The 15,904-nt window shown below is 65.3% G+C and carries 12 protein-coding genes; 7 read left to right on the top strand and 5 right to left on the bottom strand.

What is annotated here, in order from left to right; all coding sequences use genetic code 11:
- The first annotated feature begins 28 nt into the window (after positions 1–28).
- The 4 genes from CQ050_RS09620 to CQ050_RS09605 all read left to right on the top strand — a co-directional run bounded on the left by CQ050_RS09620 (position 29) and on the right by CQ050_RS09605 (position 5,007).
- Complete coding sequence (locus tag CQ050_RS09620; RefSeq protein ID WP_105556574.1) at positions 29–2,137, top strand: pilus assembly protein TadG-related protein; 2,109 nt, start codon at positions 29–31, stop codon at positions 2,135–2,137.
- 43 nt (positions 2,138–2,180) lie between these two features.
- Positions 2,181–3,581 (top strand): sigma 54-interacting transcriptional regulator, encoded by a 1,401-nt coding sequence (locus CQ050_RS09615; RefSeq protein ID WP_105556573.1) that lies wholly within the window; start codon positions 2,181–2,183, stop codon positions 3,579–3,581.
- 117 nt (positions 3,582–3,698) lie between these two features.
- The gene (locus CQ050_RS09610) at positions 3,699–4,412 is read left to right on the top strand and encodes a DUF2968 domain-containing protein (RefSeq protein ID WP_105556572.1); all 714 of its coding nucleotides are present in this window, start codon (positions 3,699–3,701) and stop codon (positions 4,410–4,412) included.
- Between the two features lie 136 nt (positions 4,413–4,548).
- Positions 4,549–5,007 carry a DUF1178 family protein gene (locus CQ050_RS09605; RefSeq protein ID WP_105556571.1) on the top strand — a complete coding sequence of 153 codons (459 nt, stop codon included), beginning with the start codon at positions 4,549–4,551 and terminating at the stop codon, positions 5,005–5,007.
- A 144-nt stretch (positions 5,008–5,151) separates the two neighbouring features.
- Here CQ050_RS09605 and efp read toward each other — a convergent pair whose 3' ends face one another.
- The 3 genes from efp to CQ050_RS09590 all read right to left on the bottom strand — a co-directional run bounded on the left by efp (position 5,152) and on the right by CQ050_RS09590 (position 8,210).
- Positions 5,152–5,712 carry an elongation factor P gene (efp, locus tag CQ050_RS09600; RefSeq protein WP_006225610.1) on the bottom strand — a complete coding sequence of 187 codons (561 nt, stop codon included), beginning with the start codon at positions 5,710–5,712 and terminating at the stop codon, positions 5,152–5,154.
- 176 nt (positions 5,713–5,888) lie between these two features.
- The gene (gene earP, locus CQ050_RS09595) at positions 5,889–7,001 is read right to left on the bottom strand and encodes an elongation factor P maturation arginine rhamnosyltransferase EarP (RefSeq protein WP_105556570.1); all 1,113 of its coding nucleotides are present in this window, start codon (positions 6,999–7,001) and stop codon (positions 5,889–5,891) included.
- Positions 7,002–7,007: 6 nt separating this feature from the next.
- The gene (locus CQ050_RS09590) at positions 7,008–8,210 is read right to left on the bottom strand and encodes a DUF2863 family protein (RefSeq protein ID WP_105556569.1); all 1,203 of its coding nucleotides are present in this window, start codon (positions 8,208–8,210) and stop codon (positions 7,008–7,010) included.
- Positions 8,211–8,452: 242 nt separating this feature from the next.
- Here CQ050_RS09590 and CQ050_RS09585 point away from each other — a divergent pair, with 242 nt between their 5' ends.
- A complete protein-coding gene (locus CQ050_RS09585) occupies positions 8,453–9,229 on the top strand; it encodes a class III extradiol ring-cleavage dioxygenase (protein WP_199196769.1) in 777 nt (258 codons plus the stop codon).
- Between the two features lie 82 nt (positions 9,230–9,311).
- Here the strand turns inward: CQ050_RS09585 and acnA are convergent, their stop codons facing one another.
- Together acnA and CQ050_RS09575 are read right to left on the bottom strand one after the other, a co-directional pair.
- Positions 9,312–12,017, bottom strand: coding sequence for an aconitate hydratase AcnA (acnA, locus tag CQ050_RS09580; protein ID WP_105556567.1), 2,706 nt, complete (start codon positions 12,015–12,017; stop codon positions 9,312–9,314).
- A 333-nt stretch (positions 12,018–12,350) separates the two neighbouring features.
- Positions 12,351–13,280 carry a LysR family transcriptional regulator gene (locus CQ050_RS09575; protein WP_105556566.1) on the bottom strand — a complete coding sequence of 310 codons (930 nt, stop codon included), beginning with the start codon at positions 13,278–13,280 and terminating at the stop codon, positions 12,351–12,353.
- Between the two features lie 160 nt (positions 13,281–13,440).
- Between CQ050_RS09575 and CQ050_RS09570 the strand changes: the two genes are divergently transcribed.
- Positions 13,441–14,328 carry an SDR family oxidoreductase gene (locus tag CQ050_RS09570; protein WP_199196776.1) on the top strand — a complete coding sequence of 296 codons (888 nt, stop codon included), beginning with the start codon at positions 13,441–13,443 and terminating at the stop codon, positions 14,326–14,328.
- Positions 14,325–15,827: an AMP-binding protein gene (locus tag CQ050_RS09565; RefSeq protein WP_105556564.1), complete on the top strand. Its 1,503-nt coding sequence runs from the start codon at positions 14,325–14,327 to the stop codon at positions 15,825–15,827. The genes CQ050_RS09570 and CQ050_RS09565 overlap by 4 nt, the downstream gene beginning before the upstream one ends.
- Positions 15,828–15,904: the final 77 nt, after the last annotated feature.

The raw sequence follows: 15,904 nt of genomic DNA, 5'->3' as shown, positions 1-15,904 counted from the left end.
ATCTGACTCGAGCCGGAGCCGCCAAACCATGCCAGCCGTCCCGTCGCATTCCCGTTCCTTGTCGCGCCAGCGCGGCAGCATCACCGTGGCTGTCGTGTTCGCGGTGCTGGTGGGGCTGGTATTGCTGGGCGTCGCGCACCTTTCTTACAGCTTCTACATGAAGCGCGAAATGCAGAAGGGGGCCGACCTGGCGGCGTTGTCCGCGGTGCAGGTGCTGGGCATGGGCGCCGCGGCGGACTGCGCGCGAGCGGGCACTGCCGGCCGGACGTCGGCACTGGCGAACCTGCCCGGCTTTTTCCAGACCTTCACGGCGGCCGACGTCACGGTCGAATGCAAGGTATGGGATTCAAGCCGGGCCGACGCTTCCGGGATGCATGTCTTCGATGCCGCCAGCGGACAGCCGTTCAACGCCGTGCGCGTGATCGTGCGCAAACGGCTGACCAGCATCGTTCCCAGTTTTTCGGGCGGCGAGGACAGCGGCACGCTGGTCACGACCACCGCCGTGGCGACCAACACCCGGCCGGTCGCGGCATTCATGGTGGGGTCGCGCCTGCTGCGCCTGGAGCGGGGCGGGCTGCTGTCGCAACTGCTGGCCTCCGTTGGGGCGACCCCCGCGCAATTGGACGTGCTGGATGCGGCAGGCCTGGCCACCGTCAACATCACGCCGTCCGGTTTGTTGAAAGCGCTGGGACTGCCCCTGTCGGTGGCGACGGGCGTGGGCACCCCCGCGGAACTGGCTGCGGTCAATAACCTGACGCTGGGCCAACTGTTGAACGCCACCCTGACGGTGGTCAATCAAAGCGGCACCGCCGAGGCCGGCGTCGGCCTGCTTAACAACGCCATCAATACCGTACTGGCCGTGATGCCGCTCAATCTGCCCGTCAAACTGTTCGGAGATGGCGGCGTGCTGAACCTGTCGGTCGTGGGCGGAGACGCCACGGGCGCCTTGGCGGCGAACGTCAACGCGTTGAACCTGCTTGAAACGGCCCTGGTCATCGCCAATGGGCAGAATCTCATCAACCTGGGCCTGAGCGTGCCGCTGCTGGGCGTGGATGCCCGGGTGCGCGTGGTGGAACCCCCCACGCTGGCTGTCGGCGGCATCGGAACCCAGGCCACCAGCGCCGGCATTCGCGTGTATCTGCGCGTCAACACCACCAACATTCCGCTGGTGGGCCCGTTGCTGGCGACGACGCTGGGCACAAAGGTGGACCTGCCCATCATCATCGATGTGGCGCAGTCCACCGGCACGTTGACGAACCTGTGCCAGGCTCCCTTGACGGAGTCGCAGGCCACGATCGCCGTGACGTCCTCCGTTGCCAACGTCTGCCTGGGGCGTTTCCCGGGCATGACGTCCAGCACCGATCAGAACGCCGCAAACTTCGTGTCGTTGACCAATAGCTGCCAACCCAGCTCGTTTTCAGCCATCCAGCGTCACCAGGTGTTGAATGTGCTGGGTATCCTGCCGTTGACCGCAAAGGTCACGCTGCCGATTTTCAATTCCGCCGCGCCGGTTTCGGTCACGCTGACCGAACCGCCCGGCACCCCGTCAACGCAGACGGTCAACGCCACGTCCATCAATCTGGGCGCATTGGCCTCCAATCTGTCGGATGCCTTGGTCGGCGGCATCCTGGGCGATCTCCTCAATAGCGGCACGCCCCTGACGTCGGATGAACGCACGGCCCTGGCGACGGACCTGGTGGGTGGCGGTGGCGGCAGCGCTGGCAATTCCATTTCGCAGGTGGTCAACAACCTGCAATGGTCCACGACCGCGCTGAACCAGCTAAGCACGCGTCTGTCGACGGGCGGCTTGACGGGGGTGTTGGGCGGCACGCTGCAACTGGTCGGCAATGTCTTGAACTCATTGCTGGTGGCGCCCTTGAATGACGTGGTGTGCGCCTTGGGCGTGACGCCAAGCGCCGTCCGGCAGTGCCGCATCAACTCGGTGGCGACCCTGGCGCTTAGCGGCGGGTCGCAGGTCAGCGGCGTGCTGTCCATTGTCGTGAACCTGTTGCAGCCTGTTCTGGCGCCGCTGTCGGGTCTGCTGCAGCAATTGCTCAACATGCTTGGCCTGAGCGTTGGCCAGACCGATGTTTCGCTGCTGTCCGTGGATTGCGGCCAGCCCCGTTTGGTGTACTGATGATGAAGCCCGTTATTTCCGCTGTTTCCCCGGCGTACAAGCCATGACCCAGAAATTCGCCCGCGACGAGTTCGACGTGTATGTGTGGGAAGGCACTTCCGATATTGCCTCCCGGGCAGAGCGTTGCCTGGCCGGCATGGATGTGTCGCTGGTGCGCGCGGACGCGGGCACCGCGTTTCCGCCGCCGCGCGACCCGACGCGTCCCGCCGTGGCCCTGGTGTCCGTATCGGTCATGGGAGACAACCGCTTCAGCGGCTACGACTGGCTGGCGGTGCAGGCCATGCCGGTGATCTGGGTGGCGGCAGAGGCGCGTGGGCGCGATTCGCGCTACTACCCTCCTGAATATTCCTACACGTTGCCGCTGGCCTTCACGACGGCGGACCTGCGCAAGCTGCTATTCGAATTGCTGGGCACGCTGGATCAGTTCCGCCGCAGCGCGCCCAAACGCGAACAGCCGCTGATCGCCGTGTCCGAGCCGATGCGGGCATTGCTGGCCGAAGCCGAGATGTTTGCCGACTGCCGCAGCAATGCGCTGATCCATGGCGAAACGGGCGTGGGCAAGGAACGCATTGCCCGGCTGTTGCACGACCGGGCGGAATGGTCGGACGGGCCTTTCGTGGCGGTCAATTGCGGCGCCATCCCGGAAGGCCTGTTCGAAGCGCATTTCTTCGGCCACGCGAAGGGCGCCTTTACCGGCGCGGTCGGTGCGCACAAGGGCTATTTCGAACAGGCGAACGGCGGCACGCTGTTCCTGGACGAAATCGGCGACTTGCCGCTGTATCAGCAGGTCAAGCTGCTGCGGGTGCTGGAGCAAAGCGCCGTCACGCGCCTGGGCTCCAGCGTGGAGATCCCGGTGGATTTCCGGCTGGTGGCGGCAACCAACAAGGATCTGCGGGTGCTGGTGGGCCAGGACGAGTTCCGGGCAGACCTGTACTACCGCCTGGCGGTGATCGAACTGCGCATTCCGAACCTGGAGCAACGCGGGCAGGAAGAGAAGATCGCCATTTTCCGCGCGTTGCTGGAGCGGCTGGGCGTGGAAGGCGACCCGCCGGACTGGCTGCTGGATCGGGTGGCGCGCACCCGCTATGCCGGCAACGTGCGCGAACTATCCAATGTGGCGGAACGCGTGGCGATCATGCGGCGGCAGTTCAAGAGTTGGGACCAGGCGCGCATTGAACGCATATTCGATCAGATCGGCGAGCCGTTGCGCGCCGCCGGTACCCTGGGCGGGGCCAGCACGCTGTGCGAACCGCCCGTCTTCACCGATGCCGAGCGCGCCGAGCGCGCCCGTATCCTTGCCGCGCTGGACGTCAACGGCTGGCGCCGCCAGGACACCGCCAACACGTTGGGTATCAGCCGCAAGGTGCTGTGGGAAAAGATGCGAAAACTGCATCTGGGCGGCGGGCAGGGCGAAACGGCGGAAGGGACGGTCGAGGCATCCTGATCGTGCAATAGGGAAAGGCCCGTAGGGGGCCACAGATTTGCTTGCGGCGAATGTAAGTGGATCTGCCGCGAGCGAAATAAATTGCTATAGTTCCGCAACGATTTTTTTGGGGAAGGCATGAACGTCCAATTTATCCGTGCCGCCACTCGCATGGCGCTGTTAGGCACGGCACTGTCCGGCCTGGCGGCTTGCGCCAGCGCGCAATCCGAAGCGCCGCGGCCCACGGTTAAGCAGGTCGAGGACAAGCCGGCCGACTCCACGCCCGTGACCCCGCCGCCTGCAGCTGCACCGGCCGCGGCCGCGCGGCCGTCGTCCACCGTGGCGGAATTGCAGGGCCTGATCCAGAACCGCCAAGTGTCGGAACTGCGCACGGCCTATAACGGCACGTATGGCGCCAGCCTGCTGTTCAAGCCCGACGATCTGACCTATTACGTCGCCTTGTTCCAGCAGAAGGATTTCTGGCGCGTGCTGAAGACCTTGTCGGAAAAGCAGGCTGAATCCACGTATCGCGCGTTCGCCGCGCAATCGGCCGACCTGGCCGAAGTGGACATCAAGCGCATCAAGCTGCAAGCCGAGTATGCGAACGCCGAGAAGCTGTTGGCCAGCCGCAGCGCCCAGCTCAGCACCTTGCAGGCCGACCGCACGCTGCGCATGCAGCAGGAACAGCAGGTCGCGGCTCGCCAGGAGCAGTCGCGCCAGGAAACCACGGCATTGGCCGACCAGCAAAAGGACGTGCGCCAGCAACTGCGCGACCTGCAACGCCAGATCGATTCGTTGCAGGCTCAGCAGGCGCAAATCGACGGCAGCGCGGCGGCCAAGCGCGGCAAGTGAGCCAGCGCCCATCGCCAGGACGGGCCTTCGGGCCCGTTTTTCTTGGGCGCCACCTGAAACCCGGCTTGACGCGGCGGGATGGCGCCCCTTGCGGGCGGATTCTTGTATTCTGGCTGCTGGACCCCATATAGCAACCATGGCTCTCAAAGTTTTCGACCTTCAGTGCGAGCACAGCCACATTTTTGAAGGCTGGTTCGGATCGCACGACGACTATGACGCGCAGCAGGCGCGTGGCTTGGTCACGTGCCCGGTTTGCGGGTCGGCCAGCATCACCAAGCGCCTGTCGGCGCCACGGCTGAACGTATCCCATCTGCATGCGCCGGCCCAGCCGCCCGCCGTGCCGGTCGGCGCATCCGACGCCGAGAAAATGGCCGCCTTGCAGGCCGTCGTGATGAAGCAGGTGCGCGCCTTGCTGCGCAACACCGAAAACGTGGGACCGCGTTTCGCGGAAGAAGCGCGCCGCATTCACGAGGGCGATGCCGACGAACGCCCCATTCGTGGCACGGCTACGCCCGAAGAGCGCGAGGCGCTGGCCGATGACGGCATCGACGTCATGGCCGTGCCCGACTTCCTGGACGACGAGCGCTTGCAGTAAGCGTTGCCATACCGGCGCCGGACATAAAAAAGCCAGACCCGAAGGTCTGGCTTTTTTTATCGCAGGGCGGTCCCAGGACAATGCACTGCCCCCGTGGGGGCAATGCGCGCACGAAGCGCGCGTGGCGTGGGCGCCCTTGCCGGATCAGTTGTTGACGCGGCTGCGGTATTCGTTCGTGCGGGTGTCGATTTCGATCTTGTCGCCGATGGCGCAGAACAGCGGCACGTTCAATTCGTAGCCGGTGTTGATCTTGGCCGGCTTCGTGACCTTGCCCGACGTATCGCCACGGACGGCGGGTTCGGTGTAGGTGATTTCGCGAACGAGCGTGGTGGGCAGTTCAACCGAGATGGCGCGGCCGTCGTAGAAGACCACTTCCACGGGCATCGCTTCTTCCAGGTAGTTCAGGGCGTCGCCCATGCTTTCGGCTTCGATTTCGTACTGGTTGTACTCTTCGTCCATGAAGACGTACATCGGGTCGCCAAAGTAGGAGTAGGTGCACTCCTTGCGATCCAGTTGGACGACTTCGAACTTTTCGTCGGCCTTGTAGACCGATTCGCTGGCCGAGGCGGTCAACAGGTTCTTGAACTTCAGTTTCACAACAGCAGCGTTACGGCCAGACTTGTTGTATTCGGCTTTCTGGACCACGAGGGGATCCTTGCCGACCATGACCACGTTGCCGACTCGCAATTCCTGAGCGGTTTTCATCGATAAAACTCCGGGGGTGATGGGTGCACTCGCCGTGCTTGCAAGAAGCCGCCTTCGCGAAAGATCACGAGCTAAAGGTCCGGGCCAAAAGTCCCTGACAGCGGTTTCATGCACACCCCGGGAGGCGTCATAGTTGAGGCCCGACAAATCCAGGGCGACTCAGAAAACTCTCTATTCTAACGTTTCTTGGCCAAGTCTGCGCAAAAGTCCGCCAGATTTTCGGCCAGATCCGGCCGGGCCGCCTGACTGGCATCCCAGTGCCGGGCGGCGGCGGACCACGCCTGCCAGGCGGCGGGCGCCAGGGCTTGGGCAACCGCTGCGGCGGCCTCGCCCGTTTCCGGGTGGTTCCACGCGCGGATCAGCGCTTGCGCTGATTCCGGGGCCGGATAGCGGGCCAGCCACGCTTCCAGTTTTTCAAGATGGATGTTCTCGTCTTGCGGATAGATCTGCCACACCAGCGGACGCCCCGCCCAGGCCGCGCGGATGAAGGAATCTTCGCCGCGCACGAAGTTCAGGTCCGCGCACCACAGCAGGCGGTCGAAATCCGGCTGCGCCACGAAAGGCAGGCGCGCCACGAGGGGCGCATCCGCCCCGGCGCAGGCCGCTTCCAGCCCGGGCGCGACGCCCTCGGGAACCAGCAGCACGCCAGGCCGGCTGTCGGCCGTCAGTGCCTGGACCAGCGCATCCGTGGGCGCCGTGGGATAGCAAAACAGGGACACCGTGCGGGCGCCGTCGCGGCGGCGCAACAACACGGCCTGATCCACGCCGAGCGACTGCAGGAAAGCGTTCTGGAGGTCTGTCGACGCCTGGAAGGCGTCGCGTTCGGCGCTCAGGCCGGGTTCGCGCAGCAGGCCGCCCGTGGCCGCCGTGAAGCCGGGAAAGAAAAAGTGCTTTACCAGGCCGTCGGGACGCTGCGAAGGCAGGCCGTGGCAGTTTTCCACCCAGGCTTCGGCGCTTAAGTACTCCAGGTTGATCCAGGCCGGATGCACGTGGCGCATGCTGTCCACGAACGCAGGCGGGGGGTCGCAGGCAAAGGCTTCTATGACGACATCGCGCGCGGTCAGGGCGGGGTCGGGCGTTTCGGACCAATGCACGATGTCCACGCTGCCCAGCCGCTGCCGCGACGCCTGGACGTCGATGCCGGGCTGGATGCGCGCAAAGCTGGCCAGGTCATCCACCCACAGGCGGATATCCCAGCCGCGGCCTTGCGCCAGCCGGCGCGCCAGCCGCCAGCAGACGCCGATGTCGCCGTAGTTGTCGACGACCCGGCAAAAGATGTCTGCTTGCATGGCGGCTTAGTGGAACTTGGCGGGGGCGGCTTCGGCGTCTTCGGGCAGTTCGGCGTGGACCAGTTCGCCCAGCGGATTCGGGAAGTAGGGCGCGCCGCAGTCTTCGCAGTATTCGGCAGGCAGCACGCCGGGGATGCGGCGCACTTCGGTGACGCCGTATTCCTTCAGCAACGCCGTGATGTCATCGACCACGTCGGCTTGGCCTTCGTCGGACGGCAATTCTTCTTCGCGTCCGTACAAGGGCCACACGCAACCGTAATAGACGTCGTTGCTGCTGCGTGCCGTGAAGCCGATGCGGTATTCGTCGATGCGGCTTTCGCCGCAGCCGGCGACGACGGCGCGCAACTGCGAGGCTTCCAGGCTGACCGCGCCTTCCAGCCAGCTGATGGCTGCGCGCAGGGACAAGGGGCGCACCCGCCGGTCGGCTTCGCGGTTGCTGACGTAATAGGCGTCAGGCAGCAGCGCTTCAAAGCCGCAACCCGGCAGCAGCGCGGCCAGGGTGGGCTGCGCCTGCGTGGCCCATTGTTGCTGGCACGCGTCGCGAGAAGCCTCGGCGTCGCTCATTTGTTCCTGCCAGCGGAAGATCGGCGCGTTCTCGGGCACGGCCACGGCGCCGATGATGTAGCGCGTGTCGGCCAGCATGTTGGCGGTTTCGGCCTCGGTGTTCAGGACCGGCTTGGTGGTTTCCGCGCCCAGCGCTTGCGAGCCCAGGCGATGCAGCCATTGCCAGGTTTCACCGAAGGTGCGCGGCATCTGGTCCACGCTGACCAGCATGGGCATCAGCGCGGTGCGTGCCTGGCTGGCCAGCACATGGCCATGCAGTTGCGCCAGCAGCGCCTGCTGGGCCGAAGCGGATACCGGGCCGGTGGGGATCGCGTAGCGGGTCCAGGCGACGATGGGCGCCACGATCAGCAGCACGTCGTACCGGACGCCATTTTTCTCGATCTTCATCGATTCGGACAGGGTTTCGGCCTGTTCGATCAAGACCTCATAGGCGCCTATGTCGCTTTGCGCGAGGTGGTCCAGGGCCGCTTCCAGCGGGGCGTCCTGCCCAGCCTTCAGCAGCTTGGGAATCGCTTCGCCAAGCTGGTTCTCCCAGAACACGTCTTCGACGCGGCTGCCCGAGCGGTTGAGCGCCTGGGCAAGCGCAACCAGGCGGGTCGCGTCACGGGTCATGCGGGGAGCGGATTGGCTGCGGGATCGGGCCATAACTTCGGGGGACGTCCAGTAAGTGTGTAACGACGTAGTTTAACGCCCGCGGCGCGCGTCGGCATTCGGGGCGGACCCGGGCCTGGCTGGGCCAGCTCCGCCCGGGCCGTCGGGCCAACTCGTTCGCGAGGGCTGCGCCATTGATGCGTATATGGCAACAGAGCATCCCCAGGAAGGGGGTTTATTGCTGATCCGAAACGTTCGAAAATGCTCTCATCGACATTATTTCTGGAGGCAGCGCCATGCGTTGGCCTACGCTTTTCGTTTCCCACGGCTCGCCGATGCTGGCCGTCGAACCCGGCCTGACCGGCCCCGTGCTCGCGGCGTGGAGTCTTGCGCAAGGCCAGAAGCCGCGCGGCATCCTCGTGGTGTCGCCCCACTGGATGGGTGAAGGCCTGGCACTATCCACGCGCGACCAGCAGGTGGCCTGGCATGACTTCGGGGGCTTCCCGCCCGAGCTCTACACGCTGCAATACGCCGCGCCCGGCTCGCCCGTACTGGCGGCTCGCGTGCAGGCGTTGCTGGCGGAATCCGGCATCACCGCCGACCGCGATCCGCGCCGGCCGCTGGACCATGGCGCGTGGGTGCCGTTGCGCTATCTTTACCCCGAGGTCGATGTGCCGGTGGTGCAGTTGTCGCTCGACATGGGGCGTGATGCCGCCGGGCAGCTGGCACTGGGCCGCGCGTTGGCGCCGCTGCGCGACGAGGGCATCCTGATCATCGGGTCGGGCTCCTTGACGCACAATCTGCGCCACGTCCGGATGCCGCAGAATGCGCCGGCCGCGCCGTACGTGCCGGCGTTCCAGGATTGGTATGCGCGCCGGCTTGCCGAACACGACGTGCCGGCTTTGCTGGATTGGCAAGCGCAGGCGCCAGGCGCGATGCAGGCGCATCCGCATGACGACCACCTGATGCCGCTTTACGTGGCATTGGGGGCGGGCGGGGCGTCCGCCAAGCGATTGAACGACGAGATCTCGTACGGCGCGCTGGCGATGGACGCCTATCAGTTCGACGACTGACTCCGTCGTCCAGCGGCAAGAAAAAAAGCCCCGGAACCGCAAGGTTCCGGGGCTTTGTTCAACCTGAAACGCCGCGCGAGGCTCAGGCCGCCAGCAGTTGGCGCAGCACGAAGGGCAGGATGCCGCCGTGCTGGTAGTAGTCGACTTCGATCGGCGTATCGATACGCAGCAGCACCGTCACGTCCTGCTTCGAACCATCCTTGCGGGTGATCGTCAGCGTCACGTCCTGCATCGGCTTGATGCCGTTTTCCAGGCCCGAGATGTCGTACGTTTCTTCGCCGGTGATGCCCAGCGACTGCACGCTGTCGGCGCCCTTGAATTGCAGCGGCAGCACGCCCATGCCCACCAGGTTGCTGCGGTGGATGCGTTCAAAGCTGCGGGTGATCACGGCCTTGACGCCCAGCAGCTGCGTGCCCTTGGCCGCCCAGTCGCGCGACGAGCCCGTGCCGTATTCTTCGCCGCCGAACACCACGGTGGGGGTGCCCTGGGCCACGTACTTCATGGCGGCGTCATAGATGGACATCTGTTCGCCGGTGGGCTGGAACAGGGTTTCGCCGCCTTCGAAGCGGCTGCCATCGGGCAACGACGGGATCATCAGGTTCTTGATGCGCACGTTGGCGAAGGTGCCGCGCATCATGATTTCATGGTTGCCGCGGCGCGAGCCGTAGCTGTTGAAATCGGCCTTCATCACGCCGTTTTCCTTCAGCCACTTGCCGGCCGGCGACGTTTCCTTGATGGAGCCGGCGGGCGAGATGTGGTCGGTCGTCACCGAGTCGCCAAACACGCCCAGCGCACGGGCGCCCTTGACGGCGGGCATCGCGGCCGGCGTCATGCCGAAGCCTTCGAAGAAAGGCGGTTCGGCGATGTAGGTCGAATCGGGCCAGTTGTAGGTGTCGCCGGCAACGCCCTTGATGTTCTCCCAGAGCTTGCCGGGGTTGCTCTTGACCTGGCCGTAGTTGGCCTCGAAGACCTTCGGGTCCAGCGCATGCTTCATCAGCGCTTCGACCTCTGCCGAGGTCGGCCAGATATCGCCCAGCCAGACGTCGCCGTTCTTGCCGCGGCCCACCGGTTCCGTCATCAGGTCGCGCGTGACGGTGCCGGCCAGCGCATACGCCACGACCAGCGGAGGCGATGCCAGGAAGTTGGCCTTGATGTTCGGGTGGATGCGCGCTTCAAAGTTGCGGTTGCCGGACAGCACGGCCGAGCAGACCAGGTCGTTGCCGATGATGGCTTCGTTCAGGTCCGGGGTCAGGTCGCCCGCATTGCCGATGCAGGTGGTGCAGCCGTAGGCGGCCACGTCGAAACCCAGCTTTTCCAGGTAGGGCAGCAGGCCGGTCTTGGTCAGGTAGTCGGTGACGACGCGCGATCCGGGAGCCAGCGAGGTCTTGATGTGCTTGGGCACTTTCAGCCCGGCTTCCACGGCCTTCTTGGCCAGCAGGCCGGCGGCCAGCAGCACATTGGGGTTGGATGTGTTGGTGCAGGACGTGATCGCGGCGATCAGGATGTCGCCGTTCTTGACCTGGGTGCCGGTGCTGGTGGTGAAGGTCTGGTTCAGCTTTTCGGCCGGCTGGTTGAAGCCGTTTTCGGCAACCGGCTTGGAGAACAGGTCAATGAACGTGTTCTTGACGTTGCCGATTTCGATGCGGTCTTGCGGGCGCTTCGGGCCGGCCAGCGACGGGGCCACGGTGGACAGGTCCAGCGTCAGCAGCTTGGTGAAGTTGATGTCCTGGGCGGCCGGGATGCCGAACATCTTCTGCGCCTTGAAATAGGCTTCGAAGGCGGCGATCTCGTCTTCCGTGCGGCCGGTGCCGCGGAAGTAATCGATGGTGCGTTCGTCGACCGGGAAGAAGCCCATGGTGGCGCCGTATTCAGGCGCCATGTTGCCGATGGTGGCGCGTTCGGCCACGGTCAGGCTGGCGGTGCCTTCGCCGCAGAATTCAACGAACTTGCCCACCACTTTTTCACGGCGCAGCATTTCGGTGATGGTCAGCACCAGGTCGGTGGCGGTGACGCCGCCGCGCAACTGGCCCTTGAGTTCCACGCCGACCACGTCGGGGGTCAGGAAGTACACGGGCTGGCCCAGCATGCCGGCTTCGGCTTCGATGCCGCCCACGCCCCAGCCCACCACGCCGATGCCGTTGATCATCGTGGTGTGGCTGTCGGTGCCCACCAGCGAATCGGGGTAGTAGACATTGTTCTTCTTGTCCTGGTGCACGCCGCGCGCCAGGTATTCCAGGTTGACCTGGTGGACGATGCCGAAGCCCGGGGGCACGACGCCGAAGGTGTCGAATGCCTGCATGCCCCACTTCATGAACTGGTAGCGCTCTTGGTTGCGCTTGAACTCCAGCTTCATGTTCAGGTCCAGCGCATCCTTGGTGCCGAAGTAGTCGATCATGACCGAGTGGTCCACCACCAGGTCCACCGGCACCAGCGGCTCGATGCTCTTGGGGCTCTTGCCCATCTTGTCGGCCACCGAACGCATGGCGGCGATGTCGGCCAGCAGCGGCACGCCGGTGAAGTCCTGCAGCACCACGCGGGCGACGACGAAGGGGATTTCATCTTCGCGGCGGGCGTTGGCTTGCCAGTTGGCAAGCTGTTTGACGTGTTCTTCGGTGACCTTCTTGCCGTCACAGTTGCGCAGCACGGATTCCAGCACGATGCGGACCGAAACCGGCAGCCGCTGCACATCGATGCCGAGGGACTTGCCCAGCGCCGGCAGCGAATAGTACTGACAGGATTTATTGCCGATCTTGAAATTCTTGAGAGTATCTAGGGTGTTGTGCGGCATGATGGACTCCGTGGTTTTGCCTGGCTCAATCTGCCCGAGCGCAGGCGGCATTTTTTTGGCGTTTTGGCGCGTTCGTCATTGTAGGGGAGACAACCCCGTGTGCGGCGGTATGTCTTATATCTTATATAAGACTTGGCCCGCACGTCAAAGTTCCGCCCCTGTTCCGGTAACCGGCATCCGGCACTGCAAAACCCCTACTTTGGCGGACATGGGCCAAGCCCGCAAGACCCCGCGGTTTTACCAAGGAAGTCCTACAGTTGGATGGCGGGTCGCGCGCGCGGCAGCCGCCGGGCGGGCGGGGCCGCTTCAGGCCGCGACGTCAGGCCCGGGACGTCAGGCCAGGAAGTCGCGCAGGAGCGGCTCGAGTTCGGTCTTCAGATAGTCCACCAGCGCGCGTTGGGCGGTGGAGGGGTAGGGAGTCGGCGAGGTCAGGATGAACAGCTTGTCGCCCGGCCCTTCGGCCTTGTAGGCTGGCAGGACTTCGCGCAGGCGCCCGGTTTCCAGGTCGGGCCGCACGATGTAAGCCGGCAACAGCGCCACGCCGGCGCCGTCGCGGGCGGCATCGGCCAGGAACGGGAAATACTCGGATTGCAGCCGGGGCGCCAGCTTGATCTCGTAGACCTGCCCCTTGCGGTGCAGGCGCAGCGCTGCCTGAGGCTTGGGCCCGGGCGGGCAAAGAAAGTCCAGCCGTCCCAGGTCGCGCGGGTGCGTGGGCGTGCCGGCGCGGTGCAGATACGCCGGCGCGGCGCACAAATGCCATTTCACTTCGCCCAATTCGCGCGCCACGTAGTCCTGCGGCGGCGACGAGACCACGCGCAAGGCCACGTCGATCTCTGAGGAAATCAGGTCGCTGACCCGGTTCGAGAACAGCACGCGCAGGCTCAGGCTGGGGTGGTCCAGCGCAAAGCGCACCAGCAGCGGGCGCAGGGCATCCAGTTCGCCCAAGCCGGTGGGCAGGGACAGGCGCACGTGGCCGGTCGGTTCGGCGCCCAGTTTCTGCAGGGCATGGCGGGCGGATTCCACTTCGCGGGCCATGCGGGCGCCGTGCTCATACAGCACGCTGCCTTGATGCGTCAGTTCCAGGCGGCGGGTCGTGCGTCGGATCAGTTGCGCCCCAAACACCCGCTCCAGTTTCTGCAGGTTGCGGCTGACGTGCGATCGGGTCACGCCCTGGCGCAAGGCCGCTTCGCTAAGCGTGCCGGCTTCCACGATGGTGACGAACAGCTGGATCAGGTTCAGGTCTAGCGCGGGCAAGGCGGACATCGGCGTCGTCAATTGTTGCCTGTGAGGAAACAGAGTTTACTCACGGCGAAGGATTGTCGCGATATCCGTCGATTGATATTCTGACCTTGAACCGTATCGGACCCATCCGTCCGCTACCGGCATGCCACATCACAACAGGAGACAAACCATGCGGCAAAGCATGTTTCGGGCCGACTTGTTCCGCGGCCAGCGCATCCTCGTCACGGGCGGGGGCACCGGCCTGGGCTACGCGATGGCGGCGCAACTGGCGTCGCTAGGCGCCACCGTCCATCTGTGCGGACGCCGTTTGTCGGTGGTGGAAGAGGCCGCCGCCGCCCTGCGCGCCGAGCATGGGGGGCAGGCGTATGCCCACGCGGTCGACATCCGTGATGCGGATGCGGTCGATGCGATGGTGGCGGGCATCTGGACCCGGCATGGCGGCCTGGACGGCTTGATCAACAACGCCGCCGGCAATTTCATCAGTCCGACCGAAAAACTCTCGGCGCGCGGATTCAATGCCATTGCCGACACCGTCTTTCGCGGCACGTTCTATATGACGCAGGCCGTGGGCAAGCGCTGGATCGCCACCGGGGCGCAGGGCGCGGTGGTGTCCATCGTGGTGACGTGGGTGTGGACCGGATCGCCGTTCGTGGTGCCGTCGGCCATGTCCAAGGCGGGCATCGACGCGATGACGAAATCGCTGGCCGTCGAATGGGGCCGGCACGGGATCCGCATGAATGCCATTGCGCCCGGCGTGATTCCCACCGAAGGCGCGACCGCGCGGCTGCGCCCGAACGGCGACGGCCAGGACGCCCTGATCCAGCAGAACCCGATGCAGCGCCTGGGCACCGGGCACGATATTGGCGAACTGGCGGCCTTTCTGCTGGGGCCGGGCAATGACTGGATCAACGGTCAGACGATTGCGCTGGATGGCGGCGATTATCTGGCCAATGGCGCCTACTTCAAGCAGTACTTCGAGTGGACCGAGGCAGATTGGGCCGCCGCCCGCGCGGCGATCGAGGCGCGCACTGCGCAGGACAAAGCGCTGCGCGCCGGAAAGCCAGCATGAACGGACGGATCATTGCCGGCAGCGTCAGCCTGGACCGCGACGCGTTGACGGCCCGCGGCGAGCAAGTCGCGGCAGGCCTGGCGGCCATGGGCGTGCGCGAAGGCGACGTCATCGCGGTGCTGCTGCGCAACGGCATGCCCTATCTGGAAATCATCCAGGCCTGCAAGCGGCTGGGCTGCTATTACTGCCCGATCAATTGGCACTACACGGGCGACGAGGTGGCGTTCCTGGTGACCGACAGTGGCGCGAAACTGCTGATCGCCGAAGCAGACCTGTGGCAAGCGGTGCGGACGGCGCTGCCGGCCGGACTGCCGGTGCTGCAAGTCGGGGGCGCGGCGGACGCCGCCCTTGAAGCCACCGACTACGACGCCTGGCGCAACATGCAACGGCGTCACGACGGCCCGCTGGTCGCCCCGCGCGGCCACATGGCCTATACCTCAGGCACCACGGGCCGCCCCAAGGGCGTGGTCCGCCAGCCCTTCCCGGTGGAGCGGTTGGCCGAGCACCTGGCGGCGGTGGAGGACGTGGTCGAACAGGCCTACGGCCTGCGTCAAGGCAGCCGCGCCTTGCTGCCCGCGCCGATCTACCACAGTGCGCCCAGCGTCTTCGCGCAGGTGGCGCTGCGCGTATGCGACACGCTGGTGCTGATGCCGCGTTTCGACCCGGTCGAGGTACTGCGCCTGATCGAACGGCACCGTATCGACACGATCTATCTGGTGCCCATCATGTATGTGCGCCTGCTGAAGGTGGATGCGCGCACGCGGGCGTCGTTCGACTTGTCGTCGCTGCGATTCGTGGCCTCGACCGGCGCGCCCTGCGCCCCGGAACTCAAGCGCGCCATGATCGACTGGCTGGGGCCGGTGGTGCATGAGACCTATGCGTCCAGCGAAGCGGGCATGGTGACGGTGATCGCTTCGCACGAGGCGCTGGCGAAGCCGGGCAGTGCAGGGCGGCCCATCGGTCCGGCGCAGGTTCGGATCTACGCCGAGGACGGCTCCCTCTGCGCGCCGGGCCAGGTCGGGCGCATCTACGTGCGCCAGCCCGCGTATGCCGACTTCACCTATCGCAACCATCCCGAGGCCCGTCAAGCCATCGAGCGCGATGGCCTGATCGGGCTGGGCGATCTGGGCTATGTCGACAAGGATGGCTACCTGTTCGTGTGCGACCGCGAATCGGACATGGTGATTTCGGGTGGCGTGAACATCTATCCCGCGGAAATCGAACACCACCTGATGCAGTACCCGGGCGTGGCCGATTGCGCGGTCTTCGGCGTGCCGGACCCCGAGTTCGGAGAACGCCTGCTGGGGCTCGTGCAGCCCGCGCCGGAGGTGGTGCTGGACGTGGAAGACGCCATGCGCTGGTTGTCTGCCCGAATCGCCCGCTACAAGGTCCCGCGAGAGCTTCAACTGCGGCAAGCCCTGCCGCGTGACGACAACGGAAAGATCGCCAAGCGCCGGCTCCGGGCGGAATTCTGGGAGGGCCAGGCACGCAAGGTGTAGCGGGCGCGCGGCCATTGCGCGCCGCCGCCGGTTCCGTCGTCCAATTCCTTCAGGCAGTACCCATTACAAGAGTCCGT

Source organism: Achromobacter sp. MYb9 (assembly GCF_002975275.1).
Taxonomy (GTDB): domain Bacteria; phylum Pseudomonadota; class Gammaproteobacteria; order Burkholderiales; family Burkholderiaceae_B; genus Achromobacter.
Note: the sequence above shows the minus strand (reverse complement) of the source record. Positions and strands in the feature narration are given on the sequence as shown.